The sequence below is a fragment of the Amycolatopsis sp. MtRt-6 genome, assembly GCF_017308975.1.
GTDB lineage: Bacteria > Actinomycetota > Actinomycetes > Mycobacteriales > Pseudonocardiaceae > Amycolatopsis.
In genome coordinates this window covers 133,897-153,545 of the sequence record NZ_JADWPD010000014.1, presented here as the reverse complement: position 1 = coordinate 153,545, position 19,649 = coordinate 133,897, and the positions used below count along the sequence as shown (strand labels likewise).

At 69.0% G+C, this 19,649-nt stretch carries 11 protein-coding genes; 3 read left to right on the top strand and 8 right to left on the bottom strand.

Going from position 1 to position 19,649, the window contains the following annotated elements; translation table 11 throughout:
- Window positions 1-23 precede the first annotated feature (23 nt).
- From I4Q55_RS24095 to I4Q55_RS24085, 3 genes are read left to right on the top strand one after another with little or no spacing between them, the layout of a single operon-like run.
- On the top strand, window positions 24-899 hold the full coding sequence (locus I4Q55_RS24095) for an LLM class flavin-dependent oxidoreductase (protein ID WP_206790839.1): 876 nt from the start codon (window positions 24-26) through the stop codon (window positions 897-899).
- Window positions 900-922: 23 nt separating this feature from the next.
- Complete coding sequence (locus tag I4Q55_RS24090; RefSeq protein WP_206790715.1) at window positions 923-2,890, top strand: glycosyltransferase family 4 protein; 1,968 nt, start codon at window positions 923-925, stop codon at window positions 2,888-2,890.
- On the top strand, window positions 2,824-3,948 hold the full coding sequence (locus tag I4Q55_RS24085) for a hypothetical protein (protein ID WP_206790712.1): 1,125 nt from the start codon (window positions 2,824-2,826) through the stop codon (window positions 3,946-3,948). The genes I4Q55_RS24090 and I4Q55_RS24085 overlap by 67 nt, the downstream gene beginning before the upstream one ends.
- Here the strand turns inward: I4Q55_RS24085 and I4Q55_RS24080 are convergent.
- From I4Q55_RS24080 to I4Q55_RS24045, 8 genes are all read right to left on the bottom strand, one after another.
- Window positions 3,922-5,955 carry a hypothetical protein gene (locus tag I4Q55_RS24080; RefSeq protein ID WP_206790710.1) on the bottom strand — a complete coding sequence of 678 codons (2,034 nt, stop codon included), beginning with the start codon at window positions 5,953-5,955 and terminating at the stop codon, window positions 3,922-3,924. The genes I4Q55_RS24085 and I4Q55_RS24080 overlap by 27 nt on opposite strands.
- 315 nt (window positions 5,956-6,270) lie before the next feature.
- Window positions 6,271-6,918 (bottom strand): HU family DNA-binding protein, encoded by a 648-nt coding sequence (locus I4Q55_RS24075; RefSeq protein WP_206790709.1) that lies wholly within the window; start codon window positions 6,916-6,918, stop codon window positions 6,271-6,273.
- Window positions 6,919-7,130: 212 nt separating this feature from the next.
- On the bottom strand, window positions 7,131-7,409 hold the full coding sequence (locus tag I4Q55_RS24070; protein ID WP_206790708.1) for a hypothetical protein: 279 nt from the start codon (window positions 7,407-7,409) through the stop codon (window positions 7,131-7,133).
- A 1,328-nt stretch (window positions 7,410-8,737) separates the two neighbouring features.
- Window positions 8,738-11,737 carry an NACHT domain-containing NTPase gene (locus I4Q55_RS24065; protein WP_206790707.1) on the bottom strand — a complete coding sequence of 1,000 codons (3,000 nt, stop codon included), beginning with the start codon at window positions 11,735-11,737 and terminating at the stop codon, window positions 8,738-8,740.
- A gap of 206 nt (window positions 11,738-11,943) precedes the next feature.
- Entirely contained in the window at window positions 11,944-15,363 is a 3,420-nt protein-coding gene (locus I4Q55_RS50215) for an SAV_2336 N-terminal domain-related protein (RefSeq protein WP_206790706.1), read from the bottom strand.
- A complete protein-coding gene (locus I4Q55_RS24055) occupies window positions 15,360-16,319 on the bottom strand; it encodes a MoxR family ATPase (RefSeq protein WP_206790700.1) in 960 nt (319 codons plus the stop codon). The genes I4Q55_RS50215 and I4Q55_RS24055 overlap by 4 nt, the downstream gene beginning before the upstream one ends.
- Window positions 16,316-18,439, bottom strand: a complete 2,124-nt coding sequence (locus tag I4Q55_RS24050) for a hypothetical protein (protein WP_206790697.1) — start codon at window positions 18,437-18,439, stop codon at window positions 16,316-16,318. The genes I4Q55_RS24055 and I4Q55_RS24050 overlap by 4 nt, the downstream gene beginning before the upstream one ends.
- Window positions 18,436-19,593, bottom strand: coding sequence for a triacylglycerol lipase (locus tag I4Q55_RS24045; RefSeq protein WP_206790695.1), 1,158 nt, complete (start codon window positions 19,591-19,593; stop codon window positions 18,436-18,438). Before I4Q55_RS24045 ends, I4Q55_RS24050 begins: the two co-directional genes overlap by 4 nt.
- Between the last annotated feature and the right edge of the window lie 56 nt (window positions 19,594-19,649).

The window sequence follows — 19,649 nt, the reverse complement described above, 5'->3', positions numbered from 1 at the left end:
GGATCGACGTGGGGGAGAAAGCGATGCGGGCGGGGATCACGATCCTTCCGGAGTACCGCTGGGCCGAGGCGAAGCCGAGGTGGCAGGCCGCGGAGGCGTACGGCTTCGCCCACGCGTGGACGTTCGACCACCTGGGCTGGGGACCGCTGGTCGGCGAACCGTGGTTCGGCTCGGTGCCGACGTTGAGCGCGGCGGCGCTGGCGACGTCGCGGATCGAGCTGGGCTTCATGGTGGCGTCGCCGAACTTCCGGCACCCGCTGCCGTTCGTGCAGGAAGTCACGGCGCTGGACGACCTGTCGGACGGCAGGCTGACGGTGGGCCTCGGAGCCGGCGGGGTGGACGGCTACGACGTGGACGTCTTCGGTGGCACCACGAAGGCCACGAGCCCGGCGAAGCGGTACCGGGAGTTCGTGGAGCTGCTCGACACGCTGCTGACCACGGGGACGGCCGACTACTCCGGCGAGTACTACACAACGGTGAACGCCCGCACCGCCCCCGGCTGTGTCCAGCGTCCGCGCACCCCGTTCGTGCTGGCGGCGAACGGCCCGAAGGCGTTGGCACTGACGGCCCGGCACGGCCAGGGCTGGGTCACCATCGGCGCCGTCCACGACAGCATGGCGGGGTGGTGGAAGTCGCTGGCCGAGCTGTCGGCCCGGTTCACCGACGCCCTGTCAGCCGAAAACCGCGACCCGGCCGAGGTCCGCCGCTTCCTCCAGACCGACGCGGCGCCGGTCTTCAGCCTGTCGAGCATCGAGGTCTACCGCGACTTCCTGGGCCGCGCGGCGGAACTGGGGTTCACCGACGTCCTGGCGCCGTGGCCGCGGCGGGAGGGTCCGTTCGCGGGTGACGAGGCGATCCTCGACACGGTGGCCACGGACGTCCTGCCGGCGCTGTCCTGACCGGTGCTTCCCCTGCCCGCCCGATGAACGACCGGTCGACACTGGCCGTCGCCATCCACGACGGCTACTACGGCTGCGGAACCGGCGCCGGCTACGCGAACCACGGCTTCCTCGAAACGCTGGTTTCCGTCATACCGGACGACGTCCGGCTTGCCGTGCTCCCCGTCTTCCTGCACCCGGCCGGCACCGAGTACCACGCCCACTGGCACGCCCGGGCCCGCACGCTGCTCGACCGGCCACGCACTTCCGTGCACCCGGTCTCCAACGGGACGGCGGGTACCGATCGCTGGGGCACGCTCGAGAACTTCCGCACCCTGGTGCGCGACACCGCGCGCCGGTTGGCCGTCGAGGTGCTTCCCGGAGCAGGCCCGGCACTCGTTGTCGCCTTCGACGCCCCGTTTCTCGGCCTGGCCGCGCTGCTGCCGCCCGCGCGTCGCCGGGACGTCGTGCTCATACCGCGGTCCAGCGCCCTGATCCACGCCCCGTGGGACGCGCCCCGGGTCGCCTGGGAACGAGCCGGGCTGCACGCGGGCCTGGCCGACGGCACGCGGGTCGGAGTCATCTCGCCGTTCCTCGGCCGGCATCTGCGCGAAAACTACGGCGTGCCGGCGCGGTCGATGGTCGCCGTCCGGGACGGGCTCGCGGCGAGTGATTGGGAAAGGTTCTCGGGGACCGCGGCCACCGCCGGACATCCGGGGGACTTCGTGCTGGCCATGGGACGCGCTGAGCCGTACAAAGGGTTCGAAGACCTGATCGACGCCTACGCGCTCGCCCGGCGAGCGGGGCACGACTTGCCGCACCTGCTGCTGGCCGCGACCGCGGAGGCCGACGAACCGACCCCGTACCAGCGCACGCTCGCGGCCCGGCTGCAAGCCCTGGGCGTCGACGCGAGCATGAGGTACCGGTTCACCCCGGAAGTCGCCGGGCTGCTCCGGCATCCCGGCCTGCGGGCCGTGGTCGTGCCGTCCCGGGCCGAACCGTTCGGCCGCATCCCCATGGAGGCCTTCGCGGCCGGTGCGGTGCCGGTGATCACCACCACAGCCCAAGGGCTGGCGGGGCAGGTCGTCGACGGCGAAACCGGCTTCACGTGCCCGGCAGGTTCGCCGCCCGCCCTGGCGGCGGCCCTGGGCAAGGCACTCGAACTCGACCCCGGGCAGCGCCGGGCCATGTGGCGGCGGGCCCGGCAGCAGGCCCTCCGCGACCACGACCACGCCGCGGCCGTCCGGACGTTTCTGCGTCACACCGCCCCGTGGCTGCGCCTGCCCCGGGCAGACGATCGGCTACGGTGGCTGAGCACCACCGCCCCACCAGCCGAAACGAGGAATCCCGTGTCCGCGCCGCCCCCGGTCAAGGTCCCGATCGGCCTGCAGGCGCCGCACTGGACCACCGTCGAGCCGGACCGGTATGTCCTCGTCGTGGCACACCACGTGACGTCGCTCCTGCGGCTGCTCGACGTGATCACGGTGTTCGACGCCGACCCCCGCGTCCAGGTCGTCTTCACCTGGAACGGGTCGGACCCGTTCCGGCACGGCCTCGACCGGCTCCTCGACGAACTCGGCGTCGTGCTCATTCCCTGGTCGCAGGCCATCGACACCGAATTCGACCTGGCGATTGCCGCCAACCACGGCGGCCTCACCGAAATCACCGCCCCCCTGGTGATCATTCCCCATGGCGTGGGATACACTAAAAATTCGCCCGGAAACCGGAAACCGGAAACCGGAAACCGGAAACCGGAAACCGGAAACCGGAAACCGGAAACCGTTCCGTGTTCGGGCTTTCCCCGGAATGGCTGCTCTACAACGGCGAGCCGATCGCGTCGTCGCTGGTCGTCGCCCACGAGAACGAACGCGAGCGCCTGGCGCAGGCGACCCCGGCGGCCGCCGGCACCGCCGTGGTCGCGGGCGATCCCTCCTACGACCGCATGGTGCGCAGCCGTCACCTGCGGCCCCGCTACCGTGAAGCCCTCGGCGTCCGGCCCGGCCAGAAGCTGATCACCCTGGCCACCACGTGGTGGCACCGCTCCCTGCTGGGCAGCTGGCCCTCGCTGTTCCGCGAGGTCCTCGCCTGCCTCCCCCGCGACGAATACCGCGTGGCGGGGTTGATCCACCCGAACATCTGGCACGGCCACGGCCCGTGGCAGGTCCACACCTGGCTCGCCGACTGCGTCCGCGCGGGCCTGATCCTGGCCGGCCCGATGGAAGGCTGGCAGGCCGTCCTGCTCGCCTCCGACCTTGTCGTCGGCGACCACGGCGCGACCAGCTGCTACGGCGCTTCCCTCGACCTGCCCGTGCTACTGGCGGCGTTCCCCGAGGCCGACGTCGCGCCCGATTCCGTCGGCGCGCTCCTGGGCCGTACCGCACGACGGCTCAACCGGCGCGAGAACCTGCGCACCCAGCTCGACCGCGCCTTCGCCGAACACCGTCCCGGCACGTTCGACCCGCTCCGCGACCTCGTCACCTCCTGCCCCGGCGAGTCCGCGCAGCGGCTGCGCGCCCTCTTCTACGGTCACCTCGGGCTTGCCGAACCGCACGGCGCGGCGATCCTCCCGGTCGTCCCGCCCGAGGCGGTCGCCACGATCCGGCCCTCCCCCGTCCGCGCGGACCACGTCGTGTGCCGCCTGAGCGGCACCACCGCGACGATCTCGCGGTACCCGGCCGACGTCACCACCGAGGCCTCCGGGCATCTCGACACCGCGTTCCTCGTCGCCCACGAAGACCACCCTCGGCAGGCACTCCCCGGGGAGGCACCGGTCGTCCTCACTTCCCTCCCCGCCTGCCACGACGAACCCGGGGACGTCCTGGCCGACGTGCTGCGGCGGCACCGGTCCGCCCGGATCGCCGCGCTCCCGCACGACACGGGCAGCTTGCTGCTGACGCACGACGGTCACCTGGTGACGGCCTCCACCACCGATCCGGCCATCGCGGCCGCGCTCCTGTACGAGTCGCTCATGACCGGATCGTCCACATTGCCCCGGCGGTTCGACGTGGTCCAAGGCACCGAGCAGACGCCTGTCGAGCTGTGGTCAGCCGCGGTCCAGCCGGGCGCGTAAGGCCGCGGCGCGCTGGAGGTCGTGTTCCTCGAACAACCGCTGGGCGTGCTCCAGCAGGTTCCGTCCCTCGTCCGGCCGGCCGCCCCGGGTCAGGAGGTCACCCAGCAGCTCGCTCGTGTGTGCCTCCCACCAGCCGAGCCCGCGTGCCCGTTCGAGGGCGAGTGCCTCGCGGAGCACGCCGACGGCCTCGTCCCGATGGGCCTCTCCGGCGAGGGCGAGCGATTCGCCCAGGTTGGCCACCGCCTTGGCGTGGTTGTGCTGTTCGGTGCCCTCGGCGAGGTACGCGACGGCACGCCGTCCGACGGCGAGGGCTTCCTCGAACCGGCCCACCTCGGCGAGCATCGGCCCGCTGTTCATGTCCAGTAAGGCGTTCTCGCGCGCCCGCAACGCGGCCGGGAACCGCGGATCCGCGATCAGCGCCCGGGAGCGTTCCGCGGCGGCCACCGCGACCTCCGCGTGCCCGAGCCGCCGGTGGACCAGTGCAGTCCACACAGTCATCTTCGCCCGGTGCACCACGGAGACCTCGGCATCGTCGATCTGTTCTGCCAGCGCCGCGGACGTCTCGAAGTGCCGCAACGCGGTCTCGTGCTCGTGCACCATGAAGTACGCCGTGCCCAGTTCCGCGTGCATCCGCAGCTGCGGCCGCCGGTCACCGGTTCGCCCGGACACGTCTTCGGCGGCCGGCAGGCCGAGACCGTGCACCGCGATCGCGTCCGCGTAGAGGTCACGCTGGAAGTAGAAGGTCACCAGGGCTTCGCACAGTTGCCACGCCAGGTCGAAGAAGCGTTCGTCCACCGCCACCCGTACCGCGCGCCGCAGGTTCGGCCGCTCCCGCTCGAGGTCGGCAACGGCCCGATCCCATGCGCCGGCCCCTTGGTAGGCAGGAGCGATCCGGCCGTCGAACCGCTCACCCCACCGCACCCGCGTGCTGAGCACGAGTTCACGTGCGACGGCGAAGTCGAGGTAGAAGTCCACGAGCCGGCGCACCGCTTCCCACAGCTCAGCGGCGTTCTCGTCCTTCCCGGCCAGCGCGGCTGCATGCTGCCGAACCAGGCTGTGCAGCTCGTAGCGGCCAGGTCCGACGTCAGTGAGCAGACTCGCCCGCACCAGCGCCCGGAGCGCGTCCTCCACCTCGGCCACCGGGTGCTCCGGCCCGAGCAACGCCGCCGCGGCTTCGACACCGAACTGGTCGCCCGGGTGCAGGCTCAGCAGCCGGTACAGCCGCTGTTCCGGCTCCTTCAGATCCTGGTAGGAAACCTCGTAGACGGCCTCGACGACCCGCTCGCCGTCGATCGTGAACTCGGCGAGAAGAGCCTTCGCCGCCCGCAGCCGCTCGGCATACGCCGCGACGCGTCCGCCGTGCCGGGTCCGCAGGTGCGCCCGAGCCACTCGCAGGGCCAGCGGCAGCCGGCCGCAGAGCTCGGCGACCGCCGCCAAGTCCTCCTCGGCACCGGCGTCGTCCATCCCGTAGGTCAGCAGCTGCTTCGCGCTCGCGAGATCGAACAGTCCGACGGACACCGTGGTGAAGCCGTATTCCTCGAACCCCTCCGACCGGCGGCGGCTGGTCGCGATGACCACGCTGCCCGCCGAGGCCGGCAACAGCTCGTTCAGCTGCGCCGCCGACTCGATGTCGTCGGCGAACAACAGGATCTGCAGTCCCGCGGTCTTCGCCCGGTAGGTGGCGAGCATCCCGGCTCCTGTCGGCGGCAGCGACTCGACCCCGAGCTGCGGCAGGAAGATCGTCAGCGCGTCCTCGACGGACAACGCCTGCGAAGACGCGCCCATGCTGACGCAGAGCACGATGTCGAACGGCCCTTCCAGCTGGTGAGCACACCAGAGCGCCAGCGACGTCTTGCCCACCCCCGGCAACCCGGTGAAAACGAACACCCCCTGCTCACCGGTCTCCCGCGCGGCCGCGACCTCGAGCACGAACGAGTCCCGCTCCGGCTCCCGGTCGACGAACATCCGCGGCGGCGGCATCAGTCCGCTGCCCGACGACCCGCTCACTGCTCCACCCCCACGCCGTAGCCGACAGTCACCGTCGGCAACCCTACCCACCTCCGCACGCTCCCGCTGCCGTCCGGCGGTGGGCGGCACCGGGCCAAGGGCGCACCCGCACCATGGCCGTTCCGATATGGGTTGGCACAGAAGCAAAGGAGGTACTGCCGGAAGGTGCGCCGGTCAAGGCAGGGCACCTGCCGATCACGAAGCCCAGCCCGGCGCGACGAACTGCCTTGGTCCCGGCCGCTCCGAGTTCGGGCCTGACGTGCACGAAAGGCCCCGCACCAAGCCGGTGCGGGGCCTTTCGGCGACAAAGCCGGGTTACTTCTTCTTGGCCGCGGAGGTGCGCTTGGCCGGCGCCTTGGCAGCCGTGGTCTTCGCCGCGGCGGTCTTGGCGGCAGCCGGCTTGGCGGCGGCCGTCTTGGCCCGCGTGGTGGCAGCCTTGGCCGTGGTGGCCTTCGCCGTGGTGGCCTTGGCCGCCGTGGTCTTGGCGGCGGTCTTCGGGGCCGCCTTGGTGGCGGCGGCCTTCGCCGCCGGCTTCGCGGCCGCCGTGCGGGTGCGGGTCGTGGTCGCGGCCGGCTTGGCCGCGGCGGCCCGGGTGGTACGGGTCGTCGTCGCGGCCTTCGCCGGAGCGGCGGCAGCCTTCGCGGCCGTGGCGCGCTTGACCGGGGTGGCCTTCGGCAGCTTCTTGGTGCCGGAGATGACGTCCTTGAAGGTGGTGCCGGCCCGGAACGCGGGCACGTTGGTCTTCTTCACCTTCACGGCCTCACCGGTACGCGGGTTCCGCGCCGTACGAGCCGCGCGAGCACGCTTCTCGAACACCCCGAAGCCGGTGATGTTGACCTTCTCGCCCTTGTTGACCGTCCGGATGATGATGTCCACCAGACCGTCCACGGCCTGCGCAGCCACCTTCTTGTCATCGCCCAGACGCTCCGACAGCGCCTCGATCAGCTGGGCCTTGTTCGTCATTCCAGTCCTCCAAAGTGGAACTACCAGTCAGGCCCATCACGGCCGACAGCGCACAGGGTATTACCAAACCTGCACGAATCCAAACAGCGGAAGCAGCTTAACCCTGTTGTGTCGCGCGGAATTCCGACCCCAGCCGTAAGCCGCGCTCACGACCTGCCCCCCTGACCTGCGAATTCACCCTCTGGGCCTGCTGAACAGCGGAAGCAACGTCCTCATAGGACATGTGCCCGACACCACGACCGTCCCGACAGGACGAACGCAAAATCGAACAATTGATCGACGCCCCAACCGTTCTGCGGCCGGCGAGCAGGCAATGCGCTCGCCAGGACACCGGTCTCATCGTCCAGCTCCACGTCGAGAGAGGCCACGAGCGCGATGAGCTTGCCCGCTGTCTCTCGCACCCCGGCATGGTTTCCGGCGCGGTACTCGATGCGGAGCAAATCCCGGTAGAGGATCTCGCTCCGCGGCTCGGCCGGCAGTCCGCGCGTCATCGCCGGGCGCGCAGCCGCGAAATCGCCCGCCTTCTGTAGGCGTCGGCCAGGGTGGACTCCCTTTCGGCGAGACCGCGACGCGCGAGGTCCTGGAACGCATCCCCAGCCGGAGGTGAACGAGTCCGACATCCGGTGTCCCACGCCGCGCATCGACGTTCGGTACGGACAGCTCGTCGTTCTCGTCCCGGCCCAGCCAGGTCCGGAGGCGGGAGATCTCGCCGGCCGTCACTCCGGGATGCAGCGTGAGAAACGCAGCCGGCTCCGCAAGGCGGTCGAGCTTTCTGCCCTCCACAGCCTGCGGGTCGGCTCCGTACAACCGAACGGGCCCCAGCGACTGGAGCGGGACCACCGGTGTTCACGCCTGGACAGGTTCTGGTGCGCCACTCTCCGCCGACGGGACGTTCCGGTACTCGCCGGCCAGGACCTCGGCGGGCACTTCGGCGGCAGCGAAGCCGCGACGAGTTCGCTGACCTGCTCCGGCTGGAGCCTCTGCAGGCTCCCGCGGCCCACGGGGACGCAGCCTGATTCCGTCAGGCCCGGCCTTGACCGCTCGCAGTCCGGGCAGGTTGTCTCCGAGGCGCTCTGCGAGCGTTCGCAACGCCTGGTCGAGATCGTCGATGGAAGCCGGAAGCCGGCCGGCTGAGCTGGGAGGGGTTCGCCCGCCGGGTGGCTTCGGCGGCGGCCGGAGCTCCACCGCATCCCGCGGCGGGGTTTGGCGGGCGGGGTATGCGCAGGACGTCGCCGGGGTGGATTCGCGTCCGGGGTCGTCCAGCAGGCGTCCGTTCGACCGGGATCGTCCGGCAGTCGGGGAATCCAGCCTGGGCGAAGCAGGCTCGGGTCCTCGAGGAAACGGTCGTCCGGCCGGCGGACGCCGCGGTTGAGATCGAAGTCCTCCCGGTATCGCGCCACGCTGCCGAGTTCGCCGGCGGCGATCTTCGTCAGGCGGAACGCACCTGTCGCCGCAGATCAGATGCGGGGGCCGACTTCTGGGACCACACGGCCCGCGCTCGGGTCCGGCACTGCACCGATCGCCGGATTGACGGCCATCTCGTCCAACCGGCCGCGACCCTCCTTCGCGCTTGCGGAGGGTCCGCGTCCGGAACGGCGTTCGCTACGCTCAGGTCGTCGGATTGGCGATCTTTGGGGTGTCACCGTAGATCCGTTGTCGTCCGCTCTGGTCGGTGCTCTCGGCGCCACGTTTTCCGCGCTGTACCAGTGGGCCGTCGAGTGCAGCGCCGACAGGCTGGGCAAGCGGCGCGGATTCCGCGCCTTGGGCGACCGCCCTCGGTCAGCCGGCTTGCCCGCCCCGACGCACCCAGCGACGTGGGTCAGCGCTCGGCCGCGAGATCGACCACCTTGCCGGACTCCACCAACTTCAAGGCCAGCGTCGAAGAGTCACCGGTCCCCCCGAGTTCCACCTTTCGCAGGCGCGGCAATGAGACCATCTTGCCGACGACCTCGTCGGCGTTGAGGTCGATGCCATGGCAGTTGCGGATCGACAACTCCTCCAGGCTTTCCGCCCACTGGTCGATTCCGTCGATCCAAGAAAGCTCTTGGCAGTTCTCGAGGCGAAGAATTTTGAGACACTTCGCAAAACTGAGTGCTTCGAGATCCTCGAGTCCGAACACGTTGTCGAGGTGAAGCTCGACGAGCACCCAACTCGCCATGGTAGCCAGCGTCGGCGCGGAGACCGCATTGCACATGGACAGCTTCACCACTTCCATCCTGCGTAGTTCATCGAGGTTGACGACGGTCACGTTGTTCGCTGTAAACGAGTTCAGACGCGTCTTCCCGCCCAGTTCACCCTCGAGGCTCACCGTAATCTCGCCGCTGGCGTACCTCGCGGATACACTGAGCGAACGCAGCGTATGCGACCGAGAGGCGACCAGGTGGGTGTCGAATTCGATGCTCAAGTTCAGCTCTTCCAGTTGCGGCGGAAGATCCCCGAGGACGACGACCCGGCCGGCCGGACAGGTCAGTTTCCGGACGTTCGGCAGCAGCGCGCACGCGGACAACATCGATGGGTCGGCCAGCGCGACACTGTCGACAGGCAGATGGGAAAGCACACGCTCTGCGTAGAGGTGTGGGTCGAATCGAGGCCAGTGCCGCAAGATCTCTTGATGCACTGCACCCCGACGGTCGTCCCGGAACCTGGCAATGACGGGCACTGCCTCGTTCAAGCCCGTCCCCGCCGCTGCCCGGATCGTGTAGACAACCTCCCGCACCGATCGAGGTTGCACCGTGCCGAGAAGGTCGAGTGCGAACGATCCAGCCGCCGCCAACGTGTCGGCAATGGCCTCGGACGACGGAGGCAGCAGCGATGCGGTGCTGTCGAGGATGCGTTGCCGCAGCGCCGGCTCCAACTCGGGCGCTGTCTCCAGCGCCGCGACTGCCAGCAGCAGGAAGGTCGCGTTGTTCTCCGCCCTTCCCCGATCCAGCAAGCCCTCGAGCAGCTCCTTCCGCTGAGAACTGGTCGCGTGACCGGCCGCCATCACGATGACCTGGCTCCACTGATCCTTGTCCGCGTTGCCCACGAGGACTCCGATGTCGTCAGAGTCCACGACGGCGCTACGCGCGGCCAAGTACTCCTGGAATGTGCGGTGCACGAAATCGACACGGTCCGCGGTTGACTCCCGCAGCAGCCCACTGCGTTCCACGAGGTATCGATAGACCGCGGCGACACCGCCTTCGACCTGCGCCATCGACTTCAAACGTCCGTCGATCCGCGCGATCGCGCGATCGACGGCCACATCCGCGGCGTCGTTGCGGATGAGCCAGTAGGCGAGATCACTCAGCAAAAGGGTCTTCTCGGTGCGGTGGAGGCCGTCAAGTGATCGGATGTTGCGTTCGGCGTCGAGCCTTTCCAACAGCATCTGCAAGGCCACGTCGTAGAGTTCCATCCGGTTGCTCGGCAGCGCCGCACGGCGGTCACGGTGCAACGCACACAGCAAGGCGCAGAGCAAGGGGTAACCCGCAAGTTTGCGCAGATGTCCACGAAAGTCGATCTGCTCGAGGAAACGAGCCTGGTACATGTCGAGTTCCGCTTTTTCGGCTTCATCGACACACTGGACGCGCATCGCGTCGTACCAGCGATCGATGAACACCCTCGTGTCGGATGGTGTCATGGGCTGCAGATCCAGAACGTTGAAGCCTTCATGGTCCAGCCAGGTCGCCGAGGCCGCGCCCGGCCTCGAAGTCACCACGTACCTGGCGTTCGGGAAGCTGTCCACGAGCTCGTGGATCCAGTCCCGGACCTCCTGGCGCCGGTGCTCGGCGAGCTCGTCGACGCCATCCACCAGCACGACCGCGGCTCCCGAATCGAGCTGTTCGCGGACCCACCCGGGTGGCATCTCGTCGGATATGTGCCGGCCGACCTCGAACAAGAACTGCTGGGGCACCGGAAGATCGCGATCGGCATACCTGCGCAGAGGAATGAAGAACGGCACCAAGCCGTTCCAGCGCGTCAAAGGTGCGCCGAAGTCTCCGCGAGCGCAGTGGACCGCGATCCACCGGAGCAACGTCGTCTTGCCGAGCCCTGCCTCACCGCGGATCAGATGACGATAGCTGTTCGTCAGGTGATCCTCGACCCGGCGCCCCTGCTCGTACGGCGATTGGCTGCTCTCGGCCACGGTGAGGCTGATGTACGCGACCGACAAGGGGTAACGTCTGCTGGCGTCGGAGACCGTGGCTCCGAAGAGTTCGACGTGATCGAGCGTCCTCGCCACGAGCTGCCGGTAGTCGTAGACGAACCCGGCCTCTCGTCCGCGGGGCGGCAGCCGGGCCAGTACTTCCTTGATGCCGTCCAAGACCTGGCGCTCCCGTTGAAGCAGTTCGGTGAGGGCGTTCACCGTGAACGGCGGAAGTCCACGTGAAATCTCGATCACGTAGCCGCAGCACTCGAGCAAGAGCAGGTCGAACAGCGCCACAGCATCGGCCGAGAGGTCCCTCGTGACCTCCAGGCCGGCTCCTCGCACGGTCCGATCGAGGTGGCGTGCATCCAGGTCCGCGGCGAAGAGGTCCCTGTCATCGAGCTTGGCCCTCTGGAACACGTCCACCACCGCCAGTACCGCAGCGATCCGCTCGTTCGCGGGAAGGCCGCGGAACTCGATCTCCAGAATCGGCTCGAGCCGCTCGATCACGGTGTCCTCGAAGTTCTCGACCATCCGAACGAATTTGCGTTTGTCCCGCTCCCGGCTGAGTCGCGCGGCAACAAGATCAATGGCGTGGCCGCCCACCTCTTCCGCGATCTTATTGTCGCTCAACCACAACTTGACCGCCGACCGCACTGCCACGGCGCCCAGCTGAATGAGCGCAACTTCAACTGCCATACAGCCATTTAAGCGCACTGTCGGCAAAACCGGGGGGCGTCGTCGAGGCGGATCTAAAACATGCCCGATCGCCAGCCAAAGATCACTCGTTCAGCCGTCACGACCACTTCGGAAAATGATTCGCCCCAGCCTTCACGCAGAGGTGACTTTATCCCGGCAGGGCAACTGCTCGGCCCGCCTGGGACGCTCCTGAGTGAGACGAACCTCTACGGGTCCTGATGAACTCTCGGCTTCGTCGCTGTCGCCATGCCCTGGCCGAGCGCGACCCGAAAGCCGATACTCGCCTTCGGGCCGTCCGCAAGCGTCGAAGAATGATTACACCACAGTTCGTGTTCATCCCGGATGTACATGCCGCCGCCGCACACGACAACATACTCGTTACCGTAATTGCCGACCTTGACAGTACTCGTCCATTCCCGGACGTTGCCGACTGTGTCCGCAACGCCGTACGGGCTGTCACCTTCGGGCGAGAACGCTGTCACCGGCACGGTGCTCCGTCGGCGATGCGAGCATCGGGCGGGGTCGAACTCATCTCCCCACGGAAACCGGCGGGCGTCGGTACCACGAGCGGCCTTCTCCCATTCCAGTGCGGTCGGCAGGCGGAACGGCTCCCCTGTCTGTTGTGCAAGCCAATAGCAGTACGCCCTGGCCTTGACAGCGGTGATCCGGACGACCGGATGATCGGCGATCTCGTCCGGCGGCGTCGCACCTTCCCAATAGTGCGGCGGTTTCCAGACGGTGGCGGCGACGAACCTGGCGAACTGCCGGTTCGTGATGGGGAACTTGCTGATCGAGAAACTCGGAACGAACACTGTTTCGCCCGAAGACCGGAATCCCGCCGCGTCGGGGAACTCACCGGAAATCTCCACCAGTTGCCCTTCGGTCATTCCACTGAAGAAGTCACCTTCCGGGACCTCGACCAACCGGAGATCCGCGACGACGACCGCTGCGGGATCCGGGGCGATCGAGACGGCAAGCTCGCCCCAACGCGTGACTGGCCACGGGGCGAGATAGAACGATCCACTTTCCGCGAGGACACTGCGCCATTCGATCTCGTGCGGCTCGTGCGCGAGCAGATCGAGCAGGCGGGAAACCAATCCGTTCTTGGCGCGGGAGGCCAATGCCGAGATCCGCAGGAAGTTCCGGACCCGTTCCCCGCTCCGATCCCGGAATCCGTAGTTCCACCGGCTCGAACCGGTGAACTCCGCGAGCTCTCGCGTCTCGTCCGTGATCACCACTGCGCCGGCGCCGCTTGCGACGAAGACGTCACGAATGTCGGCCAGCGTGACGAAGGCCCCGTCGTCGAGCATCCACCCCACGTCGTCCTCCGCCATAGCCATCCCGCAGTCCGCCGACACGTGCAGCCAGAGCAGATCCTGCTCGGTTGCGCCCTCGGCAAGCCAGTCGAGATCGGCGATCAACGGGCTCGTGGTCACCACGTCGGCCTGCACTCGCGCCTCATAGCCGAGCTCGCTCAGCCGCTTCCCGAGCCGTTTCGCGTCGGCCGCACCGCCTTCGAGACCGACCGCTACCGCTCGACACCGCGTGATCCGCGGCCGCTCCGGTACGGGCCGGAGCACGACCTCATGGTTTTCGTTGAGCAGGGTGTAAGCATCCGTCGCACGGCTCCCGAGAAACCTGTCGAGCGACGTCCCGGTGACCGTCCCCCGCTCGGACATCGCCCCGCCGGACAGTGCGCTGACCACCTCGGGGACCGAGACTCCGCTGTAGCCGAGCACTGCGGCTCGCGGAGGCGAGTCGATCCGCCAGCCCTCCATCGGCTCACCCTGGGTCAGCGTCACGGTCGCGAACTCGGGAAAAGCCGTCAGTGCTGGGACGAGGGCGAGTTCGCTGTAGACGGCGACCTCCCGCTGGGGCCACTGGGCCCGGCCGAGCATCAGAACGAACAGCAGGCCGGTCACCGGCTGCTGGGCGGCCGCCTCGCGAACCGCGTGCTGGAACGACTCCCGCACGAAGTCGCCTCGCAGCCAGGTGATGCGCTCCACCGGAAATCCGTTGTCCCGCAACCACACCCAGAATTCCTCCAGGTCGTGGTCACCGATCAGGATCGCGTGGGCCCACGGCAATCCGGCGGGCGCGGACGGCACCGGCGGGGACGCTGCGGACACCGGTGCCGACCGCAGGCCAAGGCGGTCCAGCAACGAGGCGCCGACCTCCGCGAACGGGAGGAACGCCGGGTCGGCCTCGGTCTCCCCCGTTACGCCGGTCAGCAGCGCGGTGAAGCTCGCACTCGCGCCGATGGTGCGTTCCAGGTACTGCGCCACCGCGCGGAAGATCTCCAGGGTCCGGCTGCCGGTCAGCGAGCCCTGCAGCACCTCGCGAACGCCGGGGACGAAGTCGTAGGCGACCTCGTCGGGCGGCAGATCAGCGGGGTCGAGCCGACGGATCAGGCCGCTCGCGAAGACCTCCGCGAGGTGTACCGGGTCGTGGCTGCCAAGAATCGCGTACTGCACCATCCTGGCCACCGGCAACCGGATCGGCACCGCGGCCAGGCATACCGCCAGCTGGTACGCCTCAACCGACACGGTCGCCTTGACCGCGGCCACCCGGGCCGCCGCGGAGATCTCCGAGGGCCGGTCAGGCTCGTCGTAAGCGGGCCCGACGGGCACGCCGGCGACCGGGACGTCGGCGTGGCCCATGACCATCCGCGCCCAACGGGCAAGATCCGGCTCGGTCAGGGCGACGACCGGCACCACCCCGCCCGGCTGGTCCTCTCCGCCGAGCGACCACCACGGCCAGGTGACGCGCAGACCGCTGTTGGGCTGCCCGGGGCGGTAGCCGCTGACGCGGACGTCGACCGGGCCGAGCGCGGTCGACTCCCACAACCGCGGCGGCAGGGTCTGGACGAGTACCACCGGGCCGCGCCGGCCCCACTGTCGGATGATCGGCCACAGCGTCTCGCCGTACCAGGGCGCGCCGACGCAGTCACTGATCACCATGGTCAGCCGGCGGCCGTCGTGGCTGCCGACCCGGCCGGGGTGCTGCCGCTGCCCGGCGTCGGTGAGCAGCCAGGGTTCGCCGTCCTCGTCGACCAGACGAAGCCGCCGGACCCGGCGGAAAGCACCGTGGCCGGCCAGGAGCCGGGCCAGCTCGGCCGTGGTCTGGGCCCAAACATCCATGGTCGGGCCGGCGTCGACGACCAACGTCACGTCGAACCAGCGTTCCGAACCCGGGCGCAGCAGCGGAACCAGCAGTCCGGTGTCACCGTACAACTCGATGGTGGCGTCGAGATCGAACTCCTGGAGCCGCGACGCCGGGTGCCGCTGTTTGAACGCGCGCAGGGCACGACCGAGCCGGAGCCTGCCGGGCAGGGCGACTGGGGCGGGCAGCCGGACTTCGACCGCCTCGCCCGGCGCTGACCGCTGCGGAACGAGGTACCTCGGTGATGGCTCCGGAATCTCCTCCGGCTCCCGCGTCAGCGGTCTCGGCGGGATCGGGCCAGGCGCCGGAGCGTCGAGCAGTTCGGGGGCCTCCTGCGCTTCATCCTGGTGAGAGCGCACGGGATCCGGGGTGCGCCGGGTGGCGACCCAGAGGATTTCGGCGAGCTGGACAGCATCGGTGTCGACCCCTGCCTGCCGCAGCGCGCGGGCGAGCCGCTCGATCACAGCAGGTCGCTTTCCAGTTCCTTCAGCAGCATCCGCACGATCCGCTCCCGTTCCTCCGGTACGGGCGTCGTCTTCGTTACGACGAAGATCGCATTCAGCAGCTGGTCGGTGGCCTGCGCGTGGTTCGCGCCGGCCCGCTCGGAGAAGTCTTCGATGAGCGCTTCCGCTGCCTCGGCAACGCCCTCACCAAGGTGCGCGACGACGATCCGGCGCAGCAGCAGTGGATCCGGGTCGGGCATCCGGAACTGGATGCAACGGCGTAGGAAGGCCGGTGGGAAGTCGCGCTCGCCGTTGCTCGTGAGCACGACGAACGGGAACTGCAGGCACGTCACCTTCCCGTCGGTGATCGGGAATCGCTCATCGCCACCGTCCTCCTGGATGTCGACCGAGTCCTGACCCAGCCGCGCCAGCTCGGGGATTTGGAACTCGCCGCGCTCGAACACGTTCAGCAGGTCACTGGGCAGATCGACGTCACTCTTGTCGATCTCGTCGACCAGCAGCGCGCGCGGCGTGGCGGTCGGCAGCAGCGCCGTGCCCAACGGACCGAGCCGCAGGTAGGAACCGATGTCCGGCGCCGAGCCCGTAACCTGGAACTCCTGCAGCCGGCCCAGGGCATCATAGGAGTACAGCGCCTCACGCAGGGTGCTCGACGAGGTGATGTGCCAGCGCAGCACTTCCCCCAGTCGCAGTTCGCTCGCGACCGACTCGATCAGCGTCGACTTCCCGGAACCGGGCCGCCCGGTCACCAGCAACGGACGGCGCAGGTGCAGTGCCGCGTTGACCGCGTCGACCATCTCGGGCGTGGTCTGGAACCAGGCGGCCGGTTCGAGTTCGGGGATTGTCCGCTCCCGGACCACGGTGCCCTTGAACCGCCGCCACGGCGGCGCCTCGGACATCGTCATCGCACGGGGTACGCCGTCGCCGCGGTAGAGCTGCCACAAGCCCGGTCCGGTCATGCCGTCCTCACATCGATTCCGGTCAGCTGCCCGAACTTGGGCAGTAGCTCCTGGTCGTCCCACAGCACCCGGATGCCCGTGCACGGACCCGCGTCCTGCCGGATCCGCAGGGTGCGGGCCGGCACGCCGTCGAACGCGCCGTTGCGCACCAGGGCCGCTATCTCCGCCTTGGCGAGTGCCCAGTCGGCCGGCGGTTCGTCGAGCCAGATCACGTACGGGGCGCCGGGATTGATCGCCGCGACGATCGGGTCTCCCGGCAGCGTGCCGCGCAAGGGGCCCGGCACGTCGGTGAACACCACGCAGGCGGCGTTCGTGCCGCGCACCGCCTTGGTGATCGCCCTGGCGTCCAGAGGCGCATCGATCCACAGAATCTCGGGTGCGGCCAGTTCGATGTCGTCGGCGATCTGCCGCAGACGCTCCCGCCACCAGACCCTGGCGCGTGGCACCCGGATCCGGTCGCCGGAATGCAGCACCAGCGGGTACTCCTCACCGAGCGAGAGCTCGCCGGACATCTCGTCGACGTAGGTCCAGCGCTCCGGCACGTCGTCGAATCGCGCCCGGGAGACCAGGAACCCGAGCGTCAGCGCCGGCTCTCCGGCCAGACTCTCGTGTGCCCAGGTGATCAGGCTGTTGACCGCGCCGAGAGCGCCCGTCCGGCTCGCCGGACAGGGAATCGTCTGCTTCGCCCATTCCCCGCCGCACCTGCGCAGATACCCGCTCACCTCTTCGGGCCACTGGTCGCCGGACAGGTGCAACACCAGGTGGCAGCCGCTGCCGGCACTCACCGCGCGCCGTTCGACCGCGCGCAGGTGCTCCAGCCGAGCTGGGGAAAGCCCGAACCAGTCCGCCTCCAGTGACGTGCCGGTGAACAGTTCCAGACGTGCCACGAACCGCAGCAGCGGCGCGGATTCGTCGGCCTCGCCGAACTCGGCGAGATGCTCGAGCACCTCGTCCAGTTCGATCAGTTGCGGCGCGAGCTGACGGTCGGGCACCACGTCGTAGTAGGCGCGCAACTGCCGCGGCGGCACGGCCCGGAAGTGCAGCAGCGGTTCCGCGATCCTCCGCTGGAGACGCCAGTGCCGTCTGACCTGCTCGACTGCCAACCGCCGATCGTCGCCCTTGGCCTCGGTGGCCAGCTCCGAGAAGAGCTGGTCCATCGCCCTGCGCCGGAAGGCATCGGCGACTCTTTCGGCACCGACCTGGAGCGGGCCGGCGTTGAAGGCATGGATCATCCTGCGCAGTTGCGACGCGGTCATCCCCGCTTCGTCGGCGGCCTGGCGGGAGTCACCCGAAACAGGAATTCCCCCGTACTCGCATTGCACCTCGCTCCCGGTCCAGCCGGTGTTGCGGGACAGGTACACCGGGTTGGCCCGCGTCTGCCCAGTCTCCCGCAGCCGCTCGAACTTCGCCGCCACCGAAGCGGACAGCCCCGGCATGTCCGGTGGCCACTGCGGGCCCTCACCGGGATGGAGCACCCCCAGCACGGCGTCGGAGAACTCGCCGTGCTTGGCGGCCTGGTTGTGGCCCGCGATCTCACCTTGCGCAGCCGCGTAGAGGACGAACTGCCGGACGCCCGGGCGCGGCCGGCTGACCGGGAAGGTCGCATGGGTGCGGCTGGTGCGGCTCTTCATGTCCGCGGCGAAGTTGGCGCAGGCGTCGATGATCACAACCTGGTCGTGGAAGCCGCGGATCTCTTTGTCACGCAGGAAGCCGAGCAATTCGTCCACCCGCACCGTGCGCTGGTCGACCGTGTGGGCGTCCGCGGTGAACAGCGCCCGGGCGTATCCGTCGTCCAGGACGCCGTGCCCGCTCCAGAAGACCACCAGGTGACAGCCGTCGATCTCAGTCAGTTCCTTCGTGAAGAGGTCGATGATGTCGTCGCGCGTGGCTTCGCGCACGGACAAGCCGAGCTCGGCTGCGTCCCGCCTGACGTCGTCTTCGTTGTCCGGCAAGGCATCGACGGTCAGCCGGATCCGGTCCGCGGGCACACCCGCGGCGCGCAGCCACGCTGCTGCGCGCAGAGCGTCGCGCGCGGCGCCGTCCAGCGACCACCCCGCGTCGTACCGTTCGATCCCGATCACGACCGCGAAGGTGCCCGCCGGGTCCATGTCCACCGTCATGCCAGGAACTCACCCACCGCCGCCCACACCGCACGGTTGTCCCAGTAGGCGCTGTGCGCTTGCGGGAACGGCTGCCGGTTGTCGACCTCGACATCGGTCACGCGGCCGGGGAACACTTCCTGCCCGACGTAGCCCAGGAAATCGCGCGGGTCATAGATATTCAGCCAACTCGGGAAGTGCCCTGGCAACGGATCCGGCGGCTCCAGACTCGCCAGCGCACCAATCTCGTACAGGAACGGCGCTTGCGAGCCAACCGTGACCAGCCGGTCGACCTCAGGGATCTTCCCCGAAACCAGCAGATCGACACAGGCGATCCCGCCCAGGCTATGGGCCAGCAGGGCAACTTCGGCCGCGCCGCTGTCGGTGACCGCCTGCCGGATCGCGTCACGAATGCCCGCACCTCTGGCCTGATACCGCAAGATGTCGCCGGCCGCGGGCGAAACCGCGTCGGTGACGCTCCCGCGGCGGCGCCCGACCAGACTCGTCACGGTCCGGGCGGCGATACCCTTGAGTGGCCGGGCCAGCCAATCGCCGATGCCCCGGCCGTAGCCGTGCAGCTCGTCGATCAGTCGCTCGACGAGTGCATCTCTGGTCTCGCCGTCGATCGCGCAGGCCGTGGCCACCAGTGCGTGTGCGAGCACCGCCCTCGCCACGGCCTTGCGGTGCTCGACCGGATCGAGCGCTGCAGTCTCGGCCGCGTCGTCGAACTCAGGCGACGCAACCAACGCGGTCAGCGCCTCGCCGAATGCCTGCTCCAGCCCGGCGGCGGCGAGTTCCGTCCGCAACGGGTCCGAGGGCGTGAATCCCTCGACCTGTGCCCGCAGCGCGACCGCCGGCGGAACGGCTCCCGGAGGGAGATTCTCCGCTTCGTCACCGGCGTATCGGAGCAACCGCAACTCATACCAAGGATCAGTGTAGAGCACCGCCCAGAGCGCGAGTTCTTCCTCTGCCGCGGCGTCACGCTCGCCGCGAGTACTGTCATAGCGAGGCACCGAGACCCCACCCGCGCTCAGCCGCGCCCCCTCCGTCGCACCCCAGAAGCACCCGCTGAACTGCGTTCCGCCGGGTAAGGCCGCCTTGATCCGGGCGAATGAGCGGGCATACGACTCACCTCGCACCCCCGTCCCGTGCACGAACACGACCGCTCGACTCATCAACGCGACCTTTCCCGGGGCTCCCTCACCTCACTGAGTCGCTGATCCCCTGCCTG

What these genes read in the sequence shown, in the direction of transcription:
- I4Q55_RS24095 (WP_206790839.1), top strand. Translation starts at nt 24, where the DNA reads ATGCGGGCGGGGATCACGATCCTTCCGGAGTACCGCTGGGCCGAGGCG.
- I4Q55_RS24090 (WP_206790715.1), top strand. Translation starts at nt 923, where the DNA reads ATGAACGACCGGTCGACACTGGCCGTCGCCATCCACGACGGCTACTAC.
- I4Q55_RS24075 (WP_206790709.1), bottom strand. Translation starts at nt 6,918, where the DNA reads ATGACGAACAAGGCCCAGCTGATCGAGGCGCTGTCGGAGCGTCTGGGC.
- I4Q55_RS24070 (WP_206790708.1), bottom strand. Translation starts at nt 7,409, where the DNA reads ATGACGCGCGGACTGCCGGCCGAGCCGCGGAGCGAGATCCTCTACCGG.
- I4Q55_RS24065 (WP_206790707.1), bottom strand. Translation starts at nt 11,737, where the DNA reads ATGGCAGTTGAAGTTGCGCTCATTCAGCTGGGCGCCGTGGCAGTGCGG.
- I4Q55_RS24055 (WP_206790700.1), bottom strand. Translation starts at nt 16,319, where the DNA reads ATGACCGGACCGGGCTTGTGGCAGCTCTACCGCGGCGACGGCGTACCC.
- I4Q55_RS24050 (WP_206790697.1), bottom strand. Translation starts at nt 18,439, where the DNA reads ATGACGGTGGACATGGACCCGGCGGGCACCTTCGCGGTCGTGATCGGG.
- I4Q55_RS24045 (WP_206790695.1), bottom strand. Translation starts at nt 19,593, where the DNA reads ATGAGTCGAGCGGTCGTGTTCGTGCACGGGACGGGGGTGCGAGGTGAG.